Raw genomic sequence first — 25414 nt, forward strand, 5'->3', positions numbered from 1 at the left:
GGCCCGTTACGCTGCTGCCATCGGTTCGGTAAACATTGCGCCCAGAAGACGGTCGACATCCAGGATGACCATCAGCTGACCGTCGAGGCGGTGGACACCACCCGAAATTTCCGCCCAGCGGCGATCCAGGTTCGACGGGTTCGATTCCGCCGACGCGGCCGGAAGGTTCAGGACTTCTCCGACCGTATCGATCACGAGGCCGTAACTTTCCTGCTTGTATTCGATGCCGACCGCCATCATCTGCTCGTCTTCGAGCGGTGGCAGATGCAGCCGGCGGCGCATGTTGATTGCGGTAACGATCCGGCCACGCAGGTTGAGAACACCCTGCACTTCCGGGGCAGACATCGGGACGCGCGTCACGCTTTCCGGCACGAAGACATCATGAACCTGGGAGATCGGCAGGCCGAACAGCTGTCCGCCGATGACCACGGTCACATACTGGATCATGTCGCTGGCGGCGTTCTCATCCGTGTCCGCATTGAGTTTGTGTTCCAGCACACTCATGCTGCTACTCCCAGTTCATTGGAGAAGACATCTTTCAGGGCGGCAATCAAACCGGGCCGGTCGAATTTCGCGACATAATCGTCAAACCCGGCCTGGCGGCCGCGCTCGATGGACGCCGGCGTCACCAGCGACGAAAGTGCGAGCATCGGGATATCGCGGAACCGCGGGTCGCGCCGCAGGGATTCGCAGAACTCGAAACCGTTGATTTCGGGCATCTCGATGTCACTGACGATCGCGTGGTACTTGTCGCCGTTTTCCAGCAGCTCGAATGCCTGCTGCGGGCCGTTACACGTTGTCACGTCGTATCCTGCCGCTTTCAGGACCGGTGTCAGCATGTTGCGGAAGAAGGAGCTGTCATCCACGAAGAGAACTTTCTTCGTCAACGCCTCGATATCCATCTCCTTGCGCATGAACCAGTCTTCGAAAGCCTGCGGCAGGTAGTAACCCAGATCGATGATCTCGGTCGCCCGTTCCTTGACGACCGCGGAGCCGAGAATGCCCGGGCGTTCCGATCCGACCTCGATGTTCATGCGGTCTTCGACGATGTCGACGATCTCGTCGACAACAAGACCCATGGACCTGCCGGCGTCGGAGAAGACCAGCATCGGCTGGGTCCCTTCCGTCTTGTGGCAGTCGCCGTCGTTGACATAGACCAGCGGCATGAGCGCGCCGCGATACTGGACGAGATCCCGGCCGTTGGAACGCTCGATCTTCGACACCTCGAATTCCTCGAGACGCGTGACCAGCGACAGCGGCACCGCCTTGGGTTCCGGCGCACCGGCGCGGAACAGGAGCAGCGAAATCGAATTCTGTCCCGTCATGGCCTTGCGGTGCAGGTCATCCTGCTCCTCTTCCTCGGACTCCGCGACCGAGCTCGATGCGTGGCTCGCCATCGCACCGGCAATACCGTTCGGATCGATGATCATGATCACCGAACCGTCGCCCAGAATGGTGTTTCCTGAGAACATGTTGAGATTGCGGAGCATGGTCGACATCGGCTTGACGACGATTTCCTCCGTGTGGAAGACACCGTCCACGACCACACCGAATGTCTGGCTTCCGACCTGCATGACGACGATGAAACCGTTGTCCTCGTCGATCGCCTTGTCGACATCCTCGCCTTCATAGATGCCCAGAAGCTGGGACAGATGCACCAGCGGCAGCAACTTGTTGCGCAGGCGCAGGACCGGCGTGTCCTTGATCCGCTCGATCCGGTGTTCCGAATTGGTCTGGACGCGGACAAGTTCCACGACCGACAGCTGCGGGATCGCAAAACGGTCGCCGCCCGCCTCGACGATCAGCGTGGAAACGATCGCAAGCGTCAGCGGGATCTTGATGATGAAGCTGGAGCCCTTGCCGGTCGCCGACCGCAGGTCCACGGTGCCGCCGATCAGCTCGATATTGTTGCGCACCACGTCCATGCCGACACCGCGTCCCGAGACGCTGGTGACTTCGGCGGCAGTGGAGAACCCGGCGTGGAAGATGAACTTGTGGATCTGCGAATCCGTCATCTTTTCGACTTCGGATTCCGAGGCCAGCCCCCGTTCCAGAACCTTGGCCTTCACCCTGTCGACGTCGATGCCCTTGCCGTCGTCGCGAACCTCGATGATGATGTGTCCGCCTTCGTGATAGGCGGCCAGGGTGATGATGCCCTTCTCGGGCTTGCCGGCGGCGCGCCGCTCTTCCGGACGCTCCAGGCCGTGGTCGGCCGAGTTGCGGACCATGTGCGTCAGGGGATCCTTGATCATTTCAAGGACCTGACGGTCAAGTTCGGTATCCGCGCCGATCATTTCCAGGTCGATCGGTTTTTCGAGTTCCTGGCTCAGGTCGCGGACGATGCGCGGCAGTTTCTGCCAGGCGTTGCCGATCGGCTGCATCCGTGTCGCCATGACACCTTCCTGCAGTTCGGCAGTCACGTTGGACAGGCGCTGCAGCGGCACCTTGAATTCGCTGTCTTCGTGCCGGCGAACGATTTCAAGAAGCTGGTTGCGTGTCAGCACAAGCTCCGAGACCATGGTCATCAGGTGCTCGAGCGTATCGACGGCAACGCGGATGCTCTGGTTGGAAACCCCACCGCCGGCAGCTTTCTTCTCACCGCCTTCGCCGCCGGCTTTTTTCGCGGCAGCTGCCTTTTTCGGCTGTTCCTTGGGTTCGGCCTTGGCGGCCGCAGGCGCCGGGGCAGGCTCTTCTGCCTCCTCGGGCGCTTCCTCGACTTCGATGACTTCCGCTTCGGCAACCTCGACCTCGATCTCGGTCTCCTGGAATGCGCGTTCCAGTTCGTCGAGGGAGACTTCCCCTGGCCTCAGCGGGCGCTCAAGGGTCTGCTCGGAAGTGTCTTCTGCAGCCGGTTCTTCGGCTTCGGCTTCCTCGGGAGCTGCCTCGGCTTCCTCGACTGTCTCGCCAGCCATGGCTGCATCCGCCTTGGCCGACATGTTCTCAAGCTTGCCGATCAGTTCGCTGTCGTCGCCTTCCGGTTCCTCGCCCTCGGCAGCCTCGAGATCGCCGAGAATATCCTTGATCTGGTCGATGGAGATCAGGATCAGGGACACGGCTTCCTGCGTGACCGGCGCGCCGTCGCGAAACTTGCCCATGAGCGTTTCAGCTGCATGGGCAATACCTTCAAGCCGGGGAAGGCCCAAGAAACCGCAGGTGCCCTTGATGGTATGCACCAGACGGAAGATATTATCCAAAATAGTCGCGTTGTTCGGTTCCTGCTCGAATTTAACGAGCTCTACGTCAACAACATCGAGACTCTCGTTCGTCTCGGTAATAAATTCCCTGAGGAGGTCGTCCATGGCCTGCTCTCACCCGACTTGTTACTGGTTCCGCATCCTGAAACGGATGTCTGGACCGGAAAGTCCATGAGAGTAGGTTGACGGCAAAGAGTTAAGATACGCTGAAACGAGCGGACACTTTTGTCGCAGTCGATCAGACCTTTGGCAGGGCCGTGATTTTTACCAATTCTTCTTGTTTATCTATTGTTAATACCATGTTCGATTCACGCGCCAGAAGCAAAGTATAGATCGGCTGAACCGAATGGGCATCGATCCGTTCGGGCTCCTCTCCGTCAAGCGTTTCCTTCATTCCGAGCGGGATACGCGGATTGAGACCGCTGGCAGACAGAGTGAAGGACGGCGACTGCGGATCACCCTCCATCTCGACCTTGATCTCGCCACCGCGCGGAACGCATTGGTTGGCGATGAGAATGAGGTTAAGCAATAGTTTGACATAATTTTTCGGCATCAGGTGCCGGGAAACTTGCCAAACTAGATCGGATTTTTCGTTTTCCATAAAGCCTGTGGCAACAACCTGGGCATCACCCAGATCGATCTCGGCGCCGGCGGAACCGGCCGCGCCGAACGCAAGGCGCGCGAATTGCAGTTTCGCCGATGCCTGGCGTGCACTCTTTCGAATGAGATCCATTGCGAAATCGCGCATGTCTTCGGAGCCCTCTTCGTCAAGGACTTCAAGACCGTTCGTGATCGCGCCCACCGGGCTGATGATGTCGTGGCAGACGCGGCTGGCAACCAAAGCGGCAAGGTCCAGAGAGGAAAGCTCTTTAAGTGCTGACATGACGTTGTAAGGCTCTTCTGAAAGGGTCTAAGCGAAATGCTGATTCGCCTTGCTTTGCGCAAGCGTTACACATCCGCAAAGCCGCTGCCAAGACAACGCCGCCACGCAAACGGGATCATCCAGATGAAAGTTGCCTGTTTCCCGGATTTCAGCGGAAAAGGCCGACCCTGAGCGGAATCTGTGCTCCGGCAATTGAACGGAAAATGAGTCTATAACGCGGGCGTGCAGCCGGTGCTGCGCGCATTGGATTGCGCTTCCTTGGCCAGCTGCGCCCCGTTGGTCACAAACAGGAAGCGATTTACGACGGAATGGAAAAAGACAAGCCGGCCTTCCACGACCGCGTAGATGAAGGGATTTCCGGCCGTGGCAAACCCTTCGGACAGCGCGTAGCCGCCGCAACCGGCGAACATGGGCGCATAGGTTTCCGGATTGCGTTGAAAGGCGGCCATGTTGCCTTCGTTGACAAAGACCCACTCCGCGCCGCCCCAGGCGATTTCGTTTTCCCTGTCGCCCTTGCGCGGGCGGCCGTCGACGAAATAGCTGACCGGGTCGTGCCCTCCGATGGCATAACCGGTGATCGGGTCAGGAACGAAAAGCTGGGGACGCGCGCCGACTTCATACACAAAAGCACCCAGAAGGGCACAGATCGAAACGGAAAGACATATCCATGTCTTTTTTTCAGGCCAGCTTTTCATCGATTCGGCTATGTAGGGTACCGAGGCTTGCGCGAATCAGTTGATTCTATTGCGATCCAGCGTACGGGCTGAGGCACTTGAAAACAATGCGCCTCATCCGGCAGATGATGAGGAGTCCCAATAAATGGCAAAAAGAGACCGGCAAGTGGCATCCCTGTTGAAAGCTGCGTTTTTGTGCTTTTGTCTGATTGCCGTACCCAACTTCGCCATGGCTCAAACGTCCGGTGCGGAACCGATCGACAGTGCCCAGACCTACGATGAAGACGAGATCCTGAAAACCGGCCACGAGTTCTTCGGCTCCGTCTCCGGCGGTCTCGCCTCCGTCATCGAACGGGCCTTTTCAAGATACGGAGAACCCAACGGCTACATTCTGGGCGAGGAAGGATCGGGAGCGTTTGTCGCCGGCGCCCGGTATGGCGAAGGCCATCTCTACACGCGCAACGCGGGAAACCACAAGGTCTTCTGGCAGGGGCCGTCACTTGGATGGGATTTTGGCGCCGACGGTGCCCGGGTGATGATGCTTGTCTACAAGCTGCCGACCGTGGATTCGATCTACGACCGGTTTGCGGGCGTCAACGGGTCCGCCTATCTGGTTGGCGGTGCCGGCATGACCGTCCTGTTGCGGAACGAGACGATCCTCGTTCCCGTGAAAGCGGGTGTCGGCGCGCGCCTCGGCCTGAACATGGGCTATCTTAAATTCACGCCGAAACCGACCTGGAACCCATTCTGATCGGCTGCTTCCACTACCTTGGACAAACAGGGGTTTGATCCTGCAGGCATTCGTCGGCTCTTGGCGAAACGGCCTGTGTCGTCTAATGATTGAATATGGAATTGGGAGAACCACCGGGAACCCGACGTGATTGAAGCGGTCATGTATATTGCACTGGGGTTTTGCGCGGCCGGCCTGATCGGTCTTGCGATACTCCCTGCCTTCTACCGAAGGGCCTCCCGATTGACCGAAGAAGCCCTGCGCGCCGTCAATCCGTCCAGCTACGCCGAAGTCAGGGCTGCACAGGACCAGGCAAGGGCGCGCCATGCCATCGAACTCAGGCGCGTTGAACGTCAGCTTGACGAGGAACGCGCGAAAGCCGCCAAGCATCACCTGGAAGTCTCTCGCCTGCGAACGGAAATCGATGGCTTGAACCGCGGGCACAAGGCCCAGGTATCCGGACTGGAAACCAGGCTTGGCGAACTGCACGGCGACCAGAAAGCCGTCGATCTGCTGTCCTCCGAGGTGAAAGCACTGAAGGAGAAGCTTGCGGAAACGGAATCCGCGCTCGCCGAGAGCTGGAAGACACAGGCGCCGGAAGCCCCCGCTCAGGAATTTGAAGACACGTCCGGACAAGGCACGGACTGGCTTCCCGCTGCTGGCACCATGGCACTTGCCCAGATTACCGGACTGGAAGCGGAAGTCGCGACGCTCAAGTCGCGCTTGTCCAAGTATGAGCCGGTCGGAAGCCTGCAGGCGGACACGACGGAAAACAGCCCGCATATCTCCAGGCTTGCGGAGCTGGAAGCACAGCTTGTCGACACGGAATCGAAATACGTGACTGCACAGGCCGAAGTAACCAGGCTTTCCCTGCTGCTGGAGGCCGGACAGCCCGACCAGCCCGGCCAGCCTGAAGAAAGCGGGGAACTTTCCAGCGAACAGTTGGAAGAAATCGACGAGTTGAAACGCGTGAATGTCCAGCAGAAGGCCGAACTCGTCGCAAAGGAGCGCTCGCTGGACAGGATGGCAGGTCAGCTTGAGAAGCTTCGCAGCGATCTCGTGCAGGCGCCCGGCCTGATGGAACTCCGGCAGGAATTCAAGGCCCTCGCCGCCCGACTTGCCGGTACCGTGGCCACTCAGGCATCGGCCAGCACCGGGCCGGACGCACAGGCTGCAACTGCCGGAAGCGGCGAAGAACCTGGGAAGAACAGGACGCGGCAGGTGGTCGTGGCAAACAGCAAATCCACCAAGCCGCGATCGATCAAGGTCAGGGCAACGAAAATTGCGCCCGGAAAGAAAGCGGAAGATGCGTCCTCTGCCAAGTCCTCCGAGATCGCGACTGCTGCAGAGGCGCTTGTGAGCAGGATCGTTGCCTCTAATCGCAAGAAAGATACCGAGGAAAAAGACGCGGCGGCGGAACTTGCGCCGGACACCGACAGCAAGGCGGATACCACACCGGAAACCGACCCCGAAGACAGACCCACCAAACAAAACAAGAAAGATGTTGCTTGACCGTCGCGATCACGGGATTGCGCGACGTCGGATCACTCTCCTGAAAGCCTCCCCTGAATGCTGATTGAACGTCACAATGCAATTCTCGAACTTGCGCGACAGATGGGACGCGTGAGCGTTGACGATCTGGCACAACGGTTCGATGTCAGCCCGCAGACCATCCGCAAGGACCTGAACGAACTCTGCGAGCGGCGCTTGCTCGCCAGAACGCATGGCGGCGCGCTTTTGTCCTCGGGCATCGAGAACGTCGGCTATGAAGCCCGCCGTATCATATCCAGCAAGGAAAAGGCGGATATCGGCGAAAGCGTCGCCGCGCTCATTCCGGATAACACCTCCATCTTCATCAATATCGGCACGACGACGGAAGCCGTCGCCCAGGCCCTGCTTCAGCACCGCGGCCTGATGGTGATCACGAACAACATCAATGTCGCCAGCCTGATGCGCGGCTATTCCCAGATCGAAGTGGTGATCGCAGGCGGTGTCTTGCGTCATTCCGACGGCGGCATCGTCGGCGAGGCGGCGGTGGACTTCATGCGCCAGTTCAAGGTCGACTTTGCGGTCATAGGCGCATCGGCCGTCGATCCGGACGGATCGCTGCTCGATTACGATTACCGCGAGGTCAAGGTGACCAAGATCATCATGGACAACGCCCGCCACGTGATCCTCGCCGCCGACAGCACGAAATTCGAGCGGACAGCGCCCGTGCGGGTCGGGCATCTTTCCCAGGTGTCCACCTTCGTGACAGACTATTGTCCGGATCCGAATTTTGCGAAGATCGCCCGCGATGCGGAGGTCAAGCTGATCGAAACAGGGCAGCAGACCTTCTGAACCCCGGCGCGTTGCCGTTCGGTTCGGACCGCAGTGCACCGACAGGAAAGACCAGCCGGCCGGAGGACAAGCTGACCAGGGACAAACACCCATCCGCGCAAGGAGAGCCGGCTTCCGGCCACCTCGTTTTCCTGTTGTCGCCGATCGGCATGTCCGGGTCGAACTATCTCCGCAATCTGCTTGTTGCCGCCGGACTTTGCGCGGTTCCCTCGCACCCGGTGCTGCGGCGCGAGGACTGGTTTGTTCACGGATCCGACCACCTGCAGAGCTACATTTCGGATCTCGCTCATCACTGGACGAATGCCAGCGACGGCACAAGGTCACAGGAGATCCGCGCAACAGGCAACGAGATCCTGGAAGGCTTCGGCAACGTGCTCGCAGGGCTCGCAGCGGCGGATAGCGGCAAGCGGACCATCCTGAAGACACCGAGCACCCGGAACCTGGAAAACCTGGAAATCATGTTCCCCGGTGCCAGGGTCATCTTTCTGATACGCGACGGCCGGGACACCTGCTTTTCCAGGCTCAGGGCCGGATACGAAAAGAACCTTGAGGAGAGCGTTCGCTTCTGGTCGACGAGGGCGAGGCACATGCTGCGTCACGAAGAAAAAAGCCGGACCGGGGGCCACGGTGCAACGCGGCCTCTTTGGGTCCGCTACGAAGACGCCGTCGAAACGCCGGAGACAGTCCTCGACCGGGTTGCCCTCTATCTGGATACCCGTCGCGACACAGCCAACGATGTCGACGCGGGCCGTCTGCCGGTCTTCGGATCTTCCGAATTCGGGCATGGCGAGACTGGGGACTTCGCCAAGGTGACCGTCGCGCGGCCCGATGATTTCAATCCCGTCGGCCGCTGGAAAAGCTGGCCCAGGGTGACAAGGGAAATGTTCCACGAGATTGCCGGAGACGAGCTGATCGAACTCGGCTATGAGGCCGACAACACCTGGTGCACCGCGCCGGACGGATGAATTTCCTGGAAAAGAGTGGCACGCCCAACGGGACTCGAACCCGTGTTTCCGCCGTGAAAGGGCGGCGTCCTAGACCGCTAGACGATGGGCGCGCAGTGGCTCGAAACATGTCTGCATCAAGCCGAGGTCCGTGCGTATAAGGCCGCGCGCCGAAAGACGCAACCCCTTTTTTCGCCTTCCTGTCACGCCCCCCGGAAATCCTGTCAATCGACAGCAGCCTCGACCGCCCTGCTCGCATTGCCGGCTAACGCGCGACAAAATCCGTGCGGCCGATCTGTTTTCCGCTGACGGGATCCACGCGCAGAAGAGCCGTCTTGCTTCCTTCGCGGACCAGAACGAAAACGACGCCGTCGGAGACGGTGGCCTGCAGCACCTCGGCGTCAGGGCCGACAACGATCGTCGACGCGAAGGCATCCTGGGAAATATCGGTGTCGTCGGTGTTGATCTTGTAGAGAATTGCTGCAAAGACAGCAAACAAGCCCGCGAACATGATCAGCGACGAACCGAAAAGCAGACGCTTCAGTCTTGCCTGGATGCGTTCGGCAGCCGGATCGAGCGGCGGTTCGTTCTGGTCCTCGTCCCGTAAGTCAGGGTGTGACATGACAGATGTTTCCCATGAAGATCCGGTCGGCCCCGACACGGATTTCAGATTGACAGTAGATGCAGCCGATGCCGGGAAACGGCTGGATGCGGTTCTGGCAGCGCATCTGGACGCGCTGAGCCGCAACAGGATCCAGTCCCTCATCAAGTCCGGAGACGTCACCGTCGGCGGCGCGAAAATAGTGGAACCGAAATTCCGGGTCAATGAAGGAGATGCACTCACCTTGACGCTGCCGGAACCGGAAGATCCCGAGCCGAAGGGCGAGAACATTCCCATCCAGGTCGTCTACGAGGACGAACATCTCATCGTCGTCGACAAACCTGCCGGGCTTGTCGTCCATCCGGGCGCAGGAAACTGGACGGGCACGCTCGTCAACGCGCTGATCCATCATTGCGGTGACAGCCTCTCCGGAATCGGCGGCGTCCGCCGGCCAGGGATCGTGCACCGGATCGACAAGGACACATCGGGCCTGCTGGTGGTGGCGAAAACCGATCAGGCCCACCAGGGCCTCGCCGACCAGTTTGCCGATCATGGCCGCAGCGGCCCCCTGGAGCGGGCCTATGCCGCGATCGTCTGGGGAGCCCCTGCGAGCCTGAAGGGCACGATCGACGCCAACCTGGCCCGTTCCCAGAGCAACAGGCAGAAAATGGCGGTGGTCAAGACCAGCGGCCGGCATGCCGTCACGCACTGGCAGGTCAGGGAGCGCTTCGGTCCCGCCGAACAGGCGGACCTCGCTTCACTGATGGAATGCCGGCTGGAAACCGGCCGTACGCACCAGATCCGCGTTCACATGGCCCATATCGGGCATCCCCTGATCGGCGACGAGGATTACGGCTCCGGTTTCAAGACCAAGATCAACCGGCTGCAGGACCCTCTCAAATCCGTCGTATCCGGGTTCACAAGGCAGGCGCTTCATGCCGGATTGCTGGCATTCGAGCATCCGGCAAGCGGTGAAACCCTGCGCTTTGAAAGCCCTTATCCTGCTGATTTTGAAGAACTTTTGACTTCGTTACAAAAATTTTAGGATGGATTTGCGCGAACGTGCCATGCAATCGGCAATTTCCAACCTATATTAGACTCTCTTGTGTGCCTTAACGGACACGATTCTGCGTCCGCCTTTCCTCTGACATGGAGTGCTTGCGTAAACCGGAGCAGCTGGAGGCAGGGAGGATGCGACATGACGAAAGGGGGTGCATGATATGGCCCAAAACGTACCGACGCTCACAGCCGGGGAAGGTGGCCTCAGCCGCTACCTGGACGAGATTCGCAAGTTTCCCATGCTGCAGCCGCAGGAAGAGTACATGCTCGCCAAGCGCTACAAGGAGCATGAAGACCCTGAAGCTGCGGAACGCCTCGTAAATTCCCACCTTCGACTGGTTGCCAAGATAGCCATGGGTTATCGCGGTTACGGCTTGCCGATCGGCGAAGTCGTGTCGGAGGGCAATGTCGGCCTGATGCAGGCGGTCAAGCGTTTCGAGCCCGACAAGGGGTTCCGCTTGGCGACCTACGCCATGTGGTGGATCAAGGCGGCCATCCAGGAATACATCCTGAGATCCTGGTCGCTGGTCAAGATGGGCACGACTGCCAACCAGAAGCGCCTGTTCTTTAATCTGCGGCGCCTGAAAGGCAAGATCCAGGCTCTCGACGAGGGCGATCTGAAGCCGCATCAGGTCAAGGAGATTGCCACGCGCCTTGGTGTTTCCGAGGAGGAAGTGGTGTCCATGAACCGTCGTCTCGGCGGCGACGCCAGCCTCAACGCACCGGTGCGCGCCGAAGCCGACGCCGGCGAATGGCAGGACTGGCTCGTTGACGAAAGCGACAGTCAGGAAACCCTGCTGGCCAACCAGGAAGAGCTGGACATGCGCCGCAAGCTTCTGAGCGATGCCATGGATGTGCTCAACGAGCGCGAACGCCGCATTTTCGAAGCACGCCGCCTAGCGGAAGACCCGATGACGCTGGAAGATCTTTCCGGTGAGTTCGGAGTCAGCCGTGAGCGCGTGCGCCAGATCGAGGTGCGGGCCTTCGAAAAGGTTCAAAAGGCGGTGCGCAACAACGCACGGGCACAGGAACACCAGCAGCCCGTCGCCTGACGGCACGAAGGCAAGAGAGACAAAAAACGCCGGGGCGGAGCCCCGGCGTTTTTGTTTTGTGGCGGCGATTGCAGGCCGGTCATGTGAGTGACCGGACCTACTGCGGCCCGCGTGTCACCTGATCTCGACCGCGTAGGTCTCGACCGGAACCACCTTGCTGATAAGCCCCGCCTCCGCCATGAATTCGGCAAAGCGCTGATAACGGCCCTCGTCCAGGGTTGCGGGGCGCTTGGCAAACCGCGGCAGCGTATCCGCCCAGGCGCGCCGGTTCAGTTCGTCGTTCAGTTCCGGATAGGCCTTGATGAAGGCATCCCAGGCATCTTCGGGATGGTTCGTCAGGTAGACCGTGGCAGCCTCGATGGCTGCGAGAAATTTCGCGAAACGCGGATCGCCCGTCTTGTCCTTGTTCACGACATAGATGAGCTCATCAAAGATCGGCACGCCGTTTTCTTCCGGAAAGAACGCGACGCCCTTTTTTCCCTCGATTTCAAGCTGTGTCAGCTCGAAATTGCGGTACGCGCCGATCACGGCATCCACCTGCCCGGACATAAGCGCAGGTGACAGCGAGAAATTGACGTTGATCAGTTCGACATCATCGACACTCAGGTCGACCGATTTCAGCATTTGTCCGAGCATTGCGTCCTCGAATCCTGAAACCGAATACCCGATTGTCTTACCCTTGAGATCCTCAAGCGTCTTGATCGGACCATCTTCCAGCACGATCAGCGAATTCAGCGGCGTCTCGACCAGCGTACCGATCCAGGCAACCGGCAGGCCTTCCTCGATCTGCGCATGCAATGTGGGCTGATAGGAAATCGCGATGTCGCCCTGCCCGGCCGCAACCAGCTTCGGGGGCATTGCGGGATCGGCAGGCTCGATCAGTTCGACCTCCAGGCCCTCTGCCTTGAAAAACCCTTTCGTCTGCGCGGTGATGACAGGCGCATGATCCGGGTTGGTGAACCAGTCGAGCAGAACGGTCAGCTTGTCCGCGGCGTGGACCGGAGCGGTTGCGAGCAGGCCGGCCGCGACAGCCAGGGACAGGACTTTGTTTTTCATTCATTCCTCCAGGAAAAGGCAGTCAGTTTTCGACCTGCCAGGGGACAATCATCCGGGCAAACGCGTCAGCCGCGGCCCGGAGCAGAAGAACCATCACCGCCAGCAGAATGAGGGCCGCGAAAGTTTCATCGGTTTTCACGCGGGCATTGCTGTGCAGCATGACAAAGGCAAGCCCTCCCTTCGCGCCCACCCATTCGCCGACGATTGCCCCGATCGGGGCAAAGACCGCCGCGATGCGGATACCCGAAGCGAGCGCAGGCAGGGCGGCTGGAAGGCGCAGCATCCACAGTTCGGAAAGACGGGGCAGCCGGTACAGCCGGGCAAGGTCGACCAGGCCCGGGTCCATCCGGCGCAGACCGTCATACATGGTTGAAGTCACGGCGAAGAAAATCACCAGGACGGCCATGACGATCTTGGAGGCCAGTCCCCAGCCCAGCCACAGCACCAGGATTGGCGCGATCGCGAAAACCGGAAGGGATTGCGTCACCAGGATCAACGGCAGCAGCGCGGGGCGTGTTACCGGAAACGTCCAGAGCAGAATGGCGCTGAACGCCCCTGCCAGAACCCCCAGCACGAGCCCCAGAACCGTCTCGTACGCGGTAATGCCGGCGTGATGCAGGAAGAAGTCCGGCTTCGACGCGAAGGCAGACCAGACTCGCTCCGGCCCGGGCAGCATGTAGGGTTCTATGTTCAGCGTCCGGACAAGCAGCGCCCACAACGCAATGCAGATGACCAGACCGATGGCCGCCTTGGCGCTTGAGAAAACAAAGGCCTTCATGTTGCGGCTCCGTCCGAAGGAGCCGCAACATCAGCGTCTGCATCAACGGCCAGGTACTGACAAAAGGTCAGATCTGAACACATCAAAGGATCTCCCGTCCGGGAACCGGCACCTCTCGCAATGCATCTGATGCGAGATTTTCCGACCCCTGGGCCGCCTCGGACAGGCACACGATCCGACACGATCATGCGTCCGCCGACACGGCCGAAATTGACATTGGAGATCCGGGAATAGGCTAAGGATTCCGTCCCTTCGCCGGCATGACCCGGATCAGGTTCTAAGGGTTCGGCACCACGCCATCTCAGTTCCGGAAACCGGAACACCCCTCGGACCAAGACGGAACATGCCTTGCCCCGAAGAAAAAGGCAAGCCGTCAAACAGCAACTTTAAAAAGACTAGGGTACGGACTCATAAATGAGACTGAAATGGCATGGGAAATGGCGAGATCCCGTTAGGAAGGGTGTGCGGAGCGGGCTTTCTGCCCGGTCAAGCACGCTGACAACACGGGGTGAAGCCATTTCCATGTCCTTCGGATTTGACCGGATCGCGCCTCCCCGGCGTCGCGAAAGGCTCGAAAATGAACCACATTTCCTGCGCTTCCGCTCCTTGAGGAGAAGCGATCCGCCTCAAACCATTTCGGCCTCATTTATGAGACAGTACCCTAGAGTCCGGACCCTATCCCGCTTGCCAGGCCGCGACGGCCCGTTCCACGGCGTCCGAGCCATCCGCACCCTTTTCCAGAGTCAGAATGCCACGCTTGCCGTTCTCGTACAGCATCGGGATATCGATCCAGCCGCGTTCCCGCAGAAGGTTCAGGTTGCGCAACTGCTCGTTCGGAAGGTTCGACAGGGCAATCCAGAAAAAGCCCGGCTGCACCTTGACTGACGCACCGATCAGGGCATCGCCGCGCGCTTCCTCGGTCGGTTTCATCACCAAGCCGGGAACATTCACGACATCACCGGCAGCAAAGCTTTCCGGGAAATCATACTTGATTTCGACCAGGTGGCTCGCCGGAAGCGAGGTGTCTTCATTCGGCTTGATGCGAATGTCGACCTTCACGTCACGCTCCGGAATGTCGATCGAAGCGGTCAGGACCGATTGCTGCTGACCGTCGAGGTCGGTCTCTTCGGCAACGCCCCAGACAACGGCACCCTGGGAAGCGGTTCCAGCGCCGCCCGCGTCTTCGCCTTCCTCGTAAAGGATCGAGCGCTGTGCACCATCGCCCACAGGAGCCGCCGAAGACGGCGCCGGAGCAGCAGCCTGCTGCTGCGTATCCACCGCAGCCACATCGCTCTGTTGAGGCGCTTGCACGGCCTCGGTTCCCTGGCCGGATGGCACGGCCGCCTCCGGCTGGACCGGGACGGGTTGCACAAGTGCTGGAACCTGCTGATTTCCTGCGGTGATCGCGGGTTCGGCCGGAGCCGGTACGGGCTCGTTGGTTTGCGGATTGATCGTTGTTGTCGTCACTGTGCGCGCATCGGGCGCAATCACTTCTTCATCGCCGCCGTCTAGCAGACGATCGGTGTTTTTCGTGCCCGAGTCCGGGTCCGACTCTGCGACCGGAGCCGGTTCGGATGTCGATACGCCGGTCTGGGATGCATCCGTTGACTGGGTTTCACTTGTACCGGCCTCTTCCCGATTGATCGAAATCAGATTGTCGAGCGGGAGGAAGAAATAGGCACCGGCACCCAGCAGGACCGCCAGCGCGACGACCGCCAGCGAGATCGGGACAACGCGGCTGGAAGACGAACCACCCTTCAGCGCGTCGGATGCACGCGGACGCTCGCGCTTCGGGCGGGTCCTGGGCTCCGGCTCTCCGTCCGGTCCGTCCGCATAAAGCGGCGGTTCGTCGGAAGCGGTCACGTCGCCCGTGTTGTCGGAAACCGGCTGATCTGCTGGTGCCTCATCCGCAAAAACCGGCTCCTGGCGCGGCTCTGGAGCCAATGGCGCGGCGCCGGTTTCTGTCGTCTCGACCGCTTCCTTCGCGTTCTGGACAGCCTGGTTGGCTGCCGAACCGAGGGATTCGGCTTCCGACAAGGTCTCCTTCAACGGAGAGGGTATATCTTCCGCGCCAGCAGTGTCGGCCACCGCTTCGGGCACGCCGGCGGACGGCTCGGACGGAACCTCGGGTTCTGCTTCCACGGGTGCGGACGGTTCGGCCGCTGCCGGTTCCGCTTCGGCCGGCGCAGTTTCCGGCGTTTCCACTGGCGGAGGCGTTGCGGGAGCAGCGGCGACGGCCGCCGGTGTCAGACCGAGGCTTTCGCGCGCGGCTTCCGCCTCGACCTTCCGGATCGCTTCTTCGAGCCGCAGCTGTTCTGCGGTGATCTCGGATGGAGACAGGGGCGGCTCGTAGGCCTTCAACTGGTTGACGATGGCATTGCGAGCACGGCTGTAGACGCTCCGGCGCGCCGCACCGTTGCTTTCGGGCAAAGACGCGATTGTTTTCTTCAGTATTGAATAGTAATCAGCCATCTTCCTGCCTACCGGCCACGTGCATGAATCATTTCCGCCAGCCCAATCACTTCAGGCTTATAGCAAGTTTTTGAAGACCGGTGCCAATTCTTCATACTTGCATGAACTGAAAACCATGCTCGGCTTTATTCTATCACAGTCTAGAGGACGCATTTCGGCGATGCGTCCAAGCACTCGTTTCTTGCGAATGGTGATTCGCAGTTATGTATCAGCCAACTGATATTGACCGCGTTCAACCTCAGATCTCAATCCTGGAAAGGATTCTGCACAAGAATTGTGTCATCTCTTTCCGGGCTGGTGGACAGCAACGCGACCGGTGCACCGATCAGTTCCTCGACGTGACGCACATACTTGATAGCCTGCGCCGGCAGCTCCCCCCATGTCCGGGCACCTTCCGTGGATTCCTTCCAGCCGGGAAGCGTTTCGTAGATCGGAATGACCCGTTCCTGAGCGCCTTGCGACGCCGGCAGGTAGTCGATCCGTTCACCGTCCAGATCGTAGCCGATACAGATCTTGATCTCGTCGAGGCCGTCGAGAACGTCGAGCTTCGTCAGGGCGATCCCGTTGATACCGGAGGTGCATACGGTCTGGCGTACCAGAACGGCATCGAACCAGCCACAGCGCCGGCGCCGGCCGGTCACGGTTCCGAATTCATGGCCGCGGGTGCCGAGAAACTCCCCGACCTCGTTTTGCTGCTCCGTCGGGAAAGGCCCCTCGCCCACACGTGTCGTATATGCCTTGGTGATCCCGAGGACGAAGTCGACGGAACCAGGCCCGAGGCCGCAACCGGTCGCCGCCTGGCCTGCAACGGTGTTCGAGGACGTCACGAAGGGGTAGGTGCCGTGATCGATGTCGAGAAGGGCGCCCTGCGCGCCTTCGAAGAGGATCCGCTTGCCCTTGCGGCGCAGGTCATCGAGCAGGTACCAGACCTTGTCCATGTAGGGCAACACCTTGTCCGCGACGCTCGCAAGTTCGTCGTAGATCGCCTGAGCCGAAACTTCGTCCTGGCCCAGTCCGCGGCGAAGCGCGTTGTGGTGGGTCAGCAGGCGGTCGATCTTTGCCGGCAGCGTGGTCAGGTTCTTCAGGTCCATCAGCCGGATCGCGCGGCGTCCGACCTTGTCTTCGTAAGCCGGGCCGATGCCCCGCTTGGTCGTGCCGATCCGGGTGCCGGTGTTCGAGTTTTCGCGCAGCGCATCCAGTTCCCTGTGAAGCGACAGGATAAGCGTCGCGTTTTCCGCGACACGCAGGGTCTCCGGTGTCACGACGACACCCTGCCCGGCCAGCCGTTCCACCTCTTCGGCAAGGGCGTGCGGATCGAGCACGACACCATTGCCGATGACCGAAAGCTTGCCGGGACGTGCGACACCCGACGGCAACAGGGACAGTTTGTAGCTGACGCCATCGATGACGAGCGTATGCCCGGCATTGTGACCGCCCTGGAACCTCACGATGACATCAGCCTGCTCCGACAGCCAGTCGACAATCTTGCCTTTGCCTTCGTCACCCCATTGCGAACCGACAACAACCACATTCGCCATCTAGTCTTTGCTCTCCTGAAAGCAGATCTGCACCCCCGGAGCCTGTCCGGTGCGCCAACACGACAAGCCCCGGCAACCGGACCGGGGCAAACGGCGCGGACTATAGACAGGTTTGTGCGAGCTTGCGAGTCCGCGCGCGCAGTTTATGTCGTGCCGGGATGCATTTAGGCACTGCTTATAAACGCATCTTTGGCGTCATTTGGGCGCAGAGCCGCTTTCATCGGACTTTTCGCCCCTCGCCAGCCGGTTCATCATCGGCGATGTTCTCAGCAACCAGACGAAACGGCGCCTCTGATCGGCCGGAACCGCATCACGGCGGAACATGCGGACAATGATGAACAGAACCAGCATGAGGTGCAGCGTTGCCGTATAGACGAAGAAGGAAGCCGGCCCGAAAGCGCCCATGAGCACGGAAGCGACGAAAGGCCCGATCATCGCCCCTGTGCCGAAGGCGAGCATGATCCCGGCGGCAACATCGATGAACTGGCCGGGTTTTGCGTGGTCGTTGCCGTGCGCAGCCGAGAGCGAATAGAGCGGCAACGCGAATCCGCCGAACAGGAAGACGCCGATGAACAGCTCGGTTTGCGTCATCGACCGCGCGATGAAGAGGCATGCAGCGCCTGCACCCACTGTGAAGCCGATCAGAACGAACCTTCTGTCGACCCGGTCCGAAACCCACCCGGCCGGATACTGGAAGATCGCGCCTGCAAAAACCCAGATTGCGATGAACGCCGCAACCGTCTCGAGCCCGAGACCGATACTCTCAGCATAGATCGGGCCGATCATGCGAAACGCACCATTCGTGAGGCCGATGGTGAAAATGCCGACAATGGCGACCGGGGAAACCTGCCACAGCATCAGCGGATTGACGAGCCTGGCAGGTGGTGCCGGCGGGTTGCCGCCGCGCGCGAGCGAAATCGGCACGACGGCGAAACAGAACAGAACGGCGAGAACCATCAGAATGTCGGAACCGGATGCCCCGAAGACCGGCAGGATGAATTGACCGCCCATGACCGCGCCCAGGTCGACGATCCGGTAGATTGAAAGAATGCGTCCGCGCGAGGTATTGGAGGCAATCGAGTTGAGCCAGCTTTCCAGCACCATCGCCGTCCCGCAGAAGGCCGCTCCGCTGACGAAGCGTGCGAGCATCCACGGCCATCCGGCCGGCGCGAAGGCAAGTGCGAGAACGGCGATCGCGCTGATGGATGCAAGCGCGGCGAAGACCCGGATATGGCCTGCCCGGGCAATCAGGAACGGAGCGAGCAGAACGCCGGAAATGAGCCCGGCGAAGTAGAGCGACCCCAGAAGACCGATGCTTGTGTCCGGAAGTCCCTCGACACGTGCGCGCACGGCGATCATCGTCATGGACAAGCCGTTGGCGCCCAGCAGGCAGGCCGCCGCGATCAGCAACGGGTACAGCCGTCCGGCCTGTGCCGGGGTCTCGGAGGATTGATCGGTCTGCGTCATGTAAGAGAAGGTTCCTGAAGCTGCCGGGACCGGCAGGAGACGTCCGACTACATTGCCGAACTGAGACCGTTGCGCAAGCCGCTCCACCAGGATCGGCTCGTTTTTCGGGTGTCTGCCGGCGCACCATCGTGATAACCGGGGTGCAGTTCAACCGGGAATGATGAATCGGATGTCACTTCGAAACTGGATCATGCTGGCAGTGCTGGGCGCCATCTGGGGCGGCTCTTTCCTGTTTGCGAAGGTCGCCGTTGCCGAAATTCCACCCTTCGTTCTGGTGTTCCTGCGCGTGTCCAGCGCCTGCGCCGTCCTGCTCGTCGTCCTCTGGCATCAGAACCTGCTTGGACAGTTGAAGTCGGGCCTGGCCGTGCCCTTCCTGCTCATGGGGCTTCTCAACAATGCCATACCCTTTTCCCTGCTGTTTCTCGGCCAGACGGAAATCGGTGCGGGGCTTGCCTCGATCCTGAACGCGACGACCCCCATTTTCACCGTGATCGTCGCCGGGCTGCTGACCGGGCAGGAAAGCCTGCCGCTGAACAAGATCGCCGGCGTTCTCCTCGGCGTCGCCGGCGTCGCGATCATGCTGTCGAGCAGCCTGTCCGGTGTTGCGAATGATCCCGTCTGGGCCCAGCTGAGCTGTCTGGGAGCCGCCGTGTCCTATGCCTGCGCGGCCACATACGCGCGCCGCTTCAAGGGCGTCCGCCCCCAGGTTTCCGCAGCCGGCCAGTTGCTTGGATCGAGCCTGATCATGTTGCCGGTAGCACTCTACTTCGGAACCGGTTGGAGCATCGCCGAAACGAGCCTGACGGCCTGGGCCAATGTGGCCGCCCTCGGCATCGTTGCGACCGCACTTGCCTACCTGATCTATTTTCAGCTCCTGGCCGATGCCGGTGCCACCAACGCCTCGCTCGTGACGCTGATCGTCCCGGCCAGCGCCCTGCTGTTCGGATGGCTGATCCTGGGGGAAAACCTCAGCGCCCTTCAGCTGGCCGGCTTCGCGGTTCTCCTGATCGGATTGGTTGCACTCGACGGCAGGGTGTTCCGTCGGCAGAAACCGGCATCCGCCGGTGGTGAACGGACCTGACGCTTCCTTCGCGCCCACCACTCGATTCTCCGCCGGCATCGCCCACAGGACAATCATGAAGGACAAGGCCCTCTCCGGGCCTTGTCACTGAGACGGCTTGAGATATCGCGAAGTGGCTAGAATCTCAGGTCTTTCACCTGCTTGACGTGGGAAACCGCTTCCAGCCGCTTCATGACCGCGGTATCGACCTTTCCATCCACTTCCACGAGACAGATCGCATCGGCACCCGGGGCCTGCCTGCCCAGATTGAAGGTCGCGATGTTGACACCGCTGTTGCCCAGTTCCATACCGAGCTGGCCGATGAAACCCGGCTTGTCTTCATTGGTGATGTAAAGCATGTGCTCGCCCAGTTCGGCTTCCATGTTGATGCCCTTCACCTGAATGATGCGCGGCTTTCCGTCGGCAAAAACGGTCCCGGCAACCGAGCGTTCCTGCCGTTCGGTGATGACCGTCAGCCGGATGTAGGTCTCGTAGGCACCCTGCTTGTCACGGCGGATTTCTTCCACCTTGATACCGCGGTCCTTTGCCAGGATCGGCGCTGAAACCATGTTCACCGTCTGCAGCAGCGGCGTCAAAAGACCGGTGATGGCCGCCGCTGTCAGCGCCTGGACATTCATCTCTCCGACGGCACCTGCATATTCGAGCTTGACGCCTTCGATCCCGGTCTCGGTCAGCTGGCCCGCAAACGAGCCGAGCTGTTCGGCGAGACGCACGAAAGGCGCGAGCTTGGGCGCTTCCTCGGCGGAGATCGACGGCATGTTGAGCGCATTGCGCACGGCGCCTTCCAGCAGATAGTCGCACATCTGTTCGGCAACCTGCAGCGCCACGTTCTCCTGGGCCTCGGACGTGGATGCGCCGAGATGCGGGGTGGATACGAAATTCGGCGCTCCGAACAGGATGTTGTCGCGCGCGGGCTCATCCACGAATACATCGAACGCGGCACCGGCGAGCTTGCCCTCGTCGAGGGCCTGTCTGACAGCCGCTTCGTCCGCGAGACCGCCGCGGGCACAATTGACCAGGTAGGCGCCGGTCCGCATTTTCGAAATCGAGTCGGCGTTGATGATATTGCGCGTCTTGTCGGTCAGGGGCGTATGCAGGGTGATGACATCGGAGCGGGCAAACAGATCGTCCAGCTCCACCTTTTCCACTCCGAGAGAAACGGCGCGTTCCGGCGTGAGGAACGGGTCGAAGGCGACGACTTTCATCTTGAGGCCGATCGCCCGGTCCGCGACGATCGATCCAATGTTGCCGCAGCCGACGAGGCCGAGCGTCTTGCCGGTGAGCTCACGCCCCATGAAGCGGGACTTTTCCCACTTTCCGGCCTGCGTGGATGCATCGGCCGCCGGGATCTGGCGCGCCACGGCCATCATCATCGAGATCGCATGTTCGGCCGTCGTGATGGCATTGCCGAACGGGGTGTTCATCACGATGATGCCGCGGGCTGTCGCCTTGGGTATGTCGACATTGTCGACGCCGATACCGGCCCGGCCGACGACCTTGAGATTGTCGGCCGCAGCGATGATCTTTTCGGTCACCTTGGTCGCGGATCGGATCGCCAGCCCGTCATACTGACCGATGATCTCCAGCAGTTTTTCCTTGTCCTTGCCGACATCCGGCAGGAAATCGACATCCAGGCCGCGGTCCCTGAAGATCTGTACGGCAGCGGGTGAAAGCTTGTCGGAAATAAGTACCTTGGGAGCCATATTGACGTCTCCTTGAATGCAAATAGGTGCCGGACGGCGCGCCGCCCGGATGGTCTGTCATGATTGGAGACGTGCTCAGGCTGCCTGAGACAGGTTCGCCTTTTCGCTTGCATGCGCCCAGTCGAGCCATGCGGTCAGCGCCCTCAGATCGTCTGCCTCGATCGTTGCACCTGCCCAGATCCTGAGGCCCGACGGGGCATCGCGGTAGGCACCGATATCGAAGGCCACCCCTTCGCGGTCGAGACAGGCCGCAACCGACTTGGCAAAGGCCGCTTGCCCCTGGTCGTCCAGGGCGAGAATGTCCGGATCGGTGATCTTCAGGCAAACAGAGGTGTTGGAGAGCGTCGCCGGATCGGAAGCCAGGAATTCGGCCCAGGCGGACAGGCCCACCCAATCGGCCAGAACCTTGAGGTTTGCATCGGCCCGGCCTCTCAGCGCAGAAAGCCCGCCTATGCCGTCGGCCCAGTTCAGCGCATCGATATAGTCCTCGACGCAGAGCATCGACGGTGTGTTGATCGTTTCGCCCCTGAAAATGCCCTCGATCAGCTTTCCGCCCTTGGTCAGGCGGAAGATTTTCGGCATCGGCCAGGCCGGCGTATGGGTTTCTAGGCGCTCCACCGCGCGCGGGCTCAGGATCAGCACGCCATGCGCGGCTTCCCCGCCCAGCACCTTCTGCCAGGAGAAGGTCACCACATCGAGCTTGTCGAACGGGAGCTCCTGCGCGAAGGCGGCCGACGTGGCATCGCAGATCGTCAGCCCCTGCCGGTCGGCGGGAATCCAGTCGCCGTTGGGGACACGAACGCCGGACGTGGTGCCGTTCCAGGTGAACACGACATCCTTGGAAAAATCGACGGACGCGAGGTCGGGCAACTCGCCGTAGGCAGCCTCCAGAACCCTTGCGTCCTCAAGCCTCAATTGCTTGACCACATCCGTGACCCAGCCCTTGCCGAAGCTTTCCCAGGCCAGCATCTCGACACCGCGCGCGCCGAGCATCGACCACAGCGCCATTTCAACCGCACCGGTGTCCGATGCGGGCACGATACCGATCCTGTAGTCCTCCGGGACCTGCAGCACCTTGCGGGTGAGATCTATCGCTTCGGCAAGCTTCGCCTTGCCGGGCTTGGCCCGGTGCGAACGGCCGAGGGGCGCATCGGCAAGACCTTCCAGCGACCAGCCGGGTCGCTTGGAGCAGGGTCCGGATGAAAAATGGGGATTGGCCGGACGCACGTCCGGCTTTACGGCAAGCTCTGTCATATCTGTCTACCCTCGCAGATAGTTGCCCCTCGTTGGGGAGGGGTGTCCCACCTGCGGGAATAGAACGTTCCGCCGCCGGGGTCAATTCACTTCCCTCTAAAACGCGAAATGGCCGGTCTGACAGACCGGCCATTGCAGCTTCGAAGCGACCTGGATCAGAAATTGCTGCTGATCGGGCCCTTGTCGTAAATGATCGGTGCCGGAGCATGCGTCGTGTTGAAGGTGTAACGGGCACCGAGACGGAACTCGTGCGCGGACAGATCTTCATACTCGATGCGCGAGGTCTGGCCTGCAGTGGTGAAGGTCTTGGACTGGGCGTCGCCGATATTCAGGTAGCGATAGCCGCCATCAAGCGCGAAGTTCTGTGTGATGTCATAGCTGGCACCTGCCATCAGCGCCCAGGCAAAGTTCCACTTGCCATCGCTCTCATAGGTACCGGTCGAACCGTCCGGGTTGCGGAAATTGATATCGCTTGTCGACACGTAGGACGCACCGATACCGGCGCCGACATAAGGCGTGAACCGGTTCCAGGTGGCAATATCGACATAGCCGTTGACCATGAACGTCCAGACGTCGATGTCCGCTTTCTCGACCGAGTATCCGGGCGATCCGCACACGCCGCTACAATCGGCCTTCGCGCTGACTTCGGTCGGGAATTCGTAGTCGATCGTCAGATCCGTGCGGAAGTGGTTGTTCCACTTGTAACCGACACCGGCACCGATCATGAAGGTTCCGTCCATTTCCTCGTCGAAGAAATCGATTGTTCCGTATTTGATGTCGGGGGCCTGATAGATCTTGTATCCGATATCACCGCGCAGGTACCAGCCACCGACGGCGGGCACTTCCGGGATATGTTCGATGACCGGGGTCGGCAAATCCGCGGCAAAACCAGTTGTGGAAAGCGCGACTGCAAAGCCGGTCAAAGACAAACGCTTGAAAAATGATTTCATGTCCTCGTCCTCTTCCAGTGAGCGTCCGCTTTATGATTGCCGGACACATCAAACTTGGAAGCATACTGACGCGAATTCATTAAAGGTGGCTTAACTCTGTTCTTTAACCGTGTTTTTTTACCTTAACAAAAGCTTAATCCGAAAAGAAAACGCGGACACCCAGGCGCAGCTCCGCTGCGTCACGGGAGATCAACTTGTTCCGATTGGGTTTTCTTCAGGCAGCGGCTGTCGCGACAACACCGGCAATGTCATTGACGACCTGTTTAACGAGATCCGCATCATCCCCTTCCGCCATGACGCGGATGAGCGGTTCGGTACCGGAGGCCCGGATGACCAGACGGCCCGATGTTCCCAGCCGTGCTTCGCCGTCCTCGATGGCCATACGGACCCGCTCCTGTTCCAGGGGCTTGCCGCTGCTGTAGCGGACGTTCTTGAGGATCTGCGGGACAGGTTCGAAACGCCGGCAGACCTGGGATACGGGCTTGTCCTGGTCCTTGACGCAGGCCAGCACCTGAAGCGCTGCAATCAGGCCGTCTCCCGTGGTCGCGAAGTCCGACAACACGATATGGCCCGACTGTTCGCCGCCGACATTGAACCCGTTGGCGCGCATGTGTTCGACGACATATCTGTCACCGACCCTGGTGCGCGCGAGGTCAAGACCGATGCTGCCCAGATAGCGTTCCAGTCCGAGGTTGGACATCACGGTGGCAACGATGCCCGAACCGGAAAGCCGCTCGCTCGCCTGCCAGGATTGCGCGACGACCGCCATCAGCTGATCGCCGTCCACTTCCTGGCCGTTTTCATCAACGATGATGACACGGTCCGCATCGCCGTCGAGCGCAATGCCGATATCCGCGCGCACCTCGTGAACCTTCTTCGAAAGCGCGTCGGTCGATGTTGAGCCGCATTCCTTGTTGATGTTGAACCCGTCCGGTGTCACGCCCATGGAGATAACGTCGGCGCCCAGCTCCCAAAGAGCTTCGGGTGCCACCTTGTATGCCGCCCCGTTGGCGCAGTCGATCACGACCCTCAGACCCTCCAGGCTCATTTCCCGGGGCAGCGTTCTCTTGGCGAATTCTATGTAGCGCTGCTGCGCACCGTCGATCCGCTTTGCCCGACCGAGGTCTCCCGGTCCGGCAAGGGTCGAGGTGAGATCGCCTTCGATGAGCTCCTCGATCTTCCGTTCGATCTCGTCGCTCAGCTTGAAGCCGTCCGGGCCGAAGAACTTGATCCCGTTGTCGTGATAGGCGTTGTGCGATGCTGAAATCATCACACCGAGATCGGTTCTGAGCGAGCGTGTCAGCATAGCGACGGCGGGCGTCGGCATCGGACCCAGGAGAAAAACATCCATTCCGACAGATGTGAAACCGGCAACCAGGGCCGTTTCCAGCATATAGCCCGACAAACGCGTGTCCTTGCCGATGACAACGCGGTGCCGGTGGCGTCCGTTCTTGAAGACAAGGCCTGCCGCCATGCCGACCTTCAAGGCCATTTCGGCGGTCATGGGGTAGGAATTGGCTTGTCCGCGAATGCCGTCGGTGCCGAAAAACTTGCGCATCTGTCATGCCTATCTGAAAACGTCGTCTGCGCCCTTTTATCGCAAAAGGAAGCGGGCGTTCTTCAAAATATGTGAGCAAA

At 60.4% G+C, this 25414-nt stretch carries 21 protein-coding genes, 1 tRNA gene and 1 riboswitch; of the genes, 7 read left to right on the plus strand and 15 right to left on the minus strand.

Annotated features, from left to right (window positions below):
- Positions 1 to 6 precede the first annotated feature (6 nt).
- The 4 genes from ACO07N_RS03740 to ACO07N_RS03755 form a co-directional block, all read right to left on the minus strand.
- A complete protein-coding gene (locus tag ACO07N_RS03740; protein ID WP_421979744.1) occupies positions 7 to 504 on the minus strand; it encodes a chemotaxis protein CheW in 498 nt (165 codons plus the stop codon).
- Positions 501 to 3299: a hybrid sensor histidine kinase/response regulator gene (locus tag ACO07N_RS03745; protein ID WP_421979745.1), complete on the minus strand. Its 2799-nt coding sequence runs from the start codon at positions 3297 to 3299 to the stop codon at positions 501 to 503. Before ACO07N_RS03745 ends, ACO07N_RS03740 begins: the two co-directional genes overlap by 4 nt.
- Before the next feature lie 133 nt (positions 3300 to 3432).
- Positions 3433 to 4077 (minus strand): histidine phosphotransferase ChpT, encoded by a 645-nt coding sequence (gene chpT / locus ACO07N_RS03750; protein ID WP_421979746.1) that lies wholly within the window; start codon positions 4075 to 4077, stop codon positions 3433 to 3435.
- Positions 4078 to 4286: 209 nt separating this feature from the next.
- Entirely contained in the window at positions 4287 to 4700 is a 414-nt protein-coding gene (locus ACO07N_RS03755; RefSeq protein ID WP_421979747.1) for a YHS domain-containing (seleno)protein, read from the minus strand.
- A 196-nt stretch (positions 4701 to 4896) separates the two neighbouring features.
- On the opposite strand from ACO07N_RS03755, the gene ACO07N_RS03760 reads away from it, so the two are divergent.
- The 4 genes from ACO07N_RS03760 to ACO07N_RS03775 all read left to right on the plus strand — a co-directional run bounded on the left by ACO07N_RS03760 (position 4897) and on the right by ACO07N_RS03775 (position 8786).
- The gene (locus ACO07N_RS03760) at positions 4897 to 5502 is read left to right on the plus strand and encodes a DUF1134 domain-containing protein (protein WP_421979748.1); all 606 of its coding nucleotides are present in this window, start codon (positions 4897 to 4899) and stop codon (positions 5500 to 5502) included.
- Between the two features lie 141 nt (positions 5503 to 5643).
- A complete protein-coding gene (locus ACO07N_RS03765) occupies positions 5644 to 6993 on the plus strand; it encodes a hypothetical protein (protein WP_421979749.1) in 1350 nt (449 codons plus the stop codon).
- Positions 6994 to 7050: 57 nt separating this feature from the next.
- Positions 7051 to 7821, plus strand: coding sequence for a DeoR/GlpR family DNA-binding transcription regulator (locus ACO07N_RS03770; protein WP_421979750.1), 771 nt, complete (start codon positions 7051 to 7053; stop codon positions 7819 to 7821).
- An 11-nt stretch (positions 7822 to 7832) separates the two neighbouring features.
- Positions 7833 to 8786 (plus strand): sulfotransferase family protein, encoded by a 954-nt coding sequence (locus tag ACO07N_RS03775; protein WP_421979751.1) that lies wholly within the window; start codon positions 7833 to 7835, stop codon positions 8784 to 8786.
- Positions 8787 to 8802: 16 nt separating this feature from the next.
- Here ACO07N_RS03775 and ACO07N_RS03780 read toward each other — a convergent pair.
- Positions 8803 to 8878 (minus strand) — tRNA-Glu (locus ACO07N_RS03780).
- A gap of 152 nt (positions 8879 to 9030) precedes the next feature.
- Complete coding sequence (locus ACO07N_RS03785) at positions 9031 to 9387, minus strand: hypothetical protein (protein ID WP_421979752.1); 357 nt, start codon at positions 9385 to 9387, stop codon at positions 9031 to 9033.
- On the opposite strand from ACO07N_RS03785, the gene ACO07N_RS03790 reads away from it, so the two are divergent.
- Positions 9386 to 10411: an RluA family pseudouridine synthase gene (locus ACO07N_RS03790; RefSeq protein ID WP_421979753.1), complete on the plus strand. Its 1026-nt coding sequence runs from the start codon at positions 9386 to 9388 to the stop codon at positions 10409 to 10411. The genes ACO07N_RS03785 and ACO07N_RS03790 overlap by 2 nt on opposite strands.
- 175 nt (positions 10412 to 10586) lie before the next feature.
- The gene (gene rpoH / locus ACO07N_RS03795; RefSeq protein ID WP_319384083.1) at positions 10587 to 11477 is read left to right on the plus strand and encodes an RNA polymerase sigma factor RpoH; all 891 of its coding nucleotides are present in this window, start codon (positions 10587 to 10589) and stop codon (positions 11475 to 11477) included.
- Between the two features lie 114 nt (positions 11478 to 11591).
- Here the strand turns inward: rpoH and ACO07N_RS03800 are convergent, their stop codons facing one another.
- From ACO07N_RS03800 to ACO07N_RS03820, 5 genes are all read right to left on the minus strand, one after another.
- Entirely contained in the window at positions 11592 to 12533 is a 942-nt protein-coding gene (locus ACO07N_RS03800) for an ABC transporter substrate-binding protein (RefSeq protein WP_421979754.1), read from the minus strand.
- 22 nt (positions 12534 to 12555) lie between these two features.
- Complete coding sequence (locus tag ACO07N_RS03805; RefSeq protein ID WP_421979755.1) at positions 12556 to 13311, minus strand: ABC transporter permease; 756 nt, start codon at positions 13309 to 13311, stop codon at positions 12556 to 12558.
- Between the two features lie 230 nt (positions 13312 to 13541).
- Positions 13542 to 13648: riboswitch (TPP riboswitch) on the minus strand.
- A 338-nt stretch (positions 13649 to 13986) separates the two neighbouring features.
- Entirely contained in the window at positions 13987 to 15783 is a 1797-nt protein-coding gene (locus tag ACO07N_RS03810) for a hypothetical protein (protein WP_421979756.1), read from the minus strand.
- Positions 15784 to 16028: 245 nt separating this feature from the next.
- Positions 16029 to 17321, minus strand: a complete 1293-nt coding sequence (locus tag ACO07N_RS03815; protein ID WP_421979757.1) for an adenylosuccinate synthase — start codon at positions 17319 to 17321, stop codon at positions 16029 to 16031.
- A gap of 195 nt (positions 17322 to 17516) precedes the next feature.
- On the minus strand, positions 17517 to 18788 hold the full coding sequence (locus tag ACO07N_RS03820; RefSeq protein ID WP_421979758.1) for an MFS transporter: 1272 nt from the start codon (positions 18786 to 18788) through the stop codon (positions 17517 to 17519).
- Between the two features lie 169 nt (positions 18789 to 18957).
- On the opposite strand from ACO07N_RS03820, the gene ACO07N_RS03825 reads away from it, so the two are divergent.
- A complete protein-coding gene (locus tag ACO07N_RS03825; RefSeq protein WP_421979759.1) occupies positions 18958 to 19869 on the plus strand; it encodes a DMT family transporter in 912 nt (303 codons plus the stop codon).
- 116 nt (positions 19870 to 19985) lie between these two features.
- Here ACO07N_RS03825 and serA read toward each other — a convergent pair whose 3' ends face one another.
- From serA to glmM, 4 genes are all read right to left on the minus strand, one after another.
- Complete coding sequence (serA, locus tag ACO07N_RS03830) at positions 19986 to 21572, minus strand: phosphoglycerate dehydrogenase (protein ID WP_421979760.1); 1587 nt, start codon at positions 21570 to 21572, stop codon at positions 19986 to 19988.
- A 75-nt stretch (positions 21573 to 21647) separates the two neighbouring features.
- Positions 21648 to 22826, minus strand: a complete 1179-nt coding sequence (locus ACO07N_RS03835; RefSeq protein ID WP_421979761.1) for a phosphoserine transaminase — start codon at positions 22824 to 22826, stop codon at positions 21648 to 21650.
- A 155-nt stretch (positions 22827 to 22981) separates the two neighbouring features.
- The gene (locus tag ACO07N_RS03840) at positions 22982 to 23776 is read right to left on the minus strand and encodes an outer membrane protein (protein WP_421979762.1); all 795 of its coding nucleotides are present in this window, start codon (positions 23774 to 23776) and stop codon (positions 22982 to 22984) included.
- A 214-nt stretch (positions 23777 to 23990) separates the two neighbouring features.
- On the minus strand, positions 23991 to 25334 hold the full coding sequence (glmM, locus tag ACO07N_RS03845; RefSeq protein ID WP_421979763.1) for a phosphoglucosamine mutase: 1344 nt from the start codon (positions 25332 to 25334) through the stop codon (positions 23991 to 23993).
- Positions 25335 to 25414 lie beyond the last annotated feature (80 nt).

This window comes from Roseibium sp. (assembly GCF_965229775.1).
Taxonomy (GTDB): domain Bacteria; phylum Pseudomonadota; class Alphaproteobacteria; order Rhizobiales; family Stappiaceae; genus Roseibium.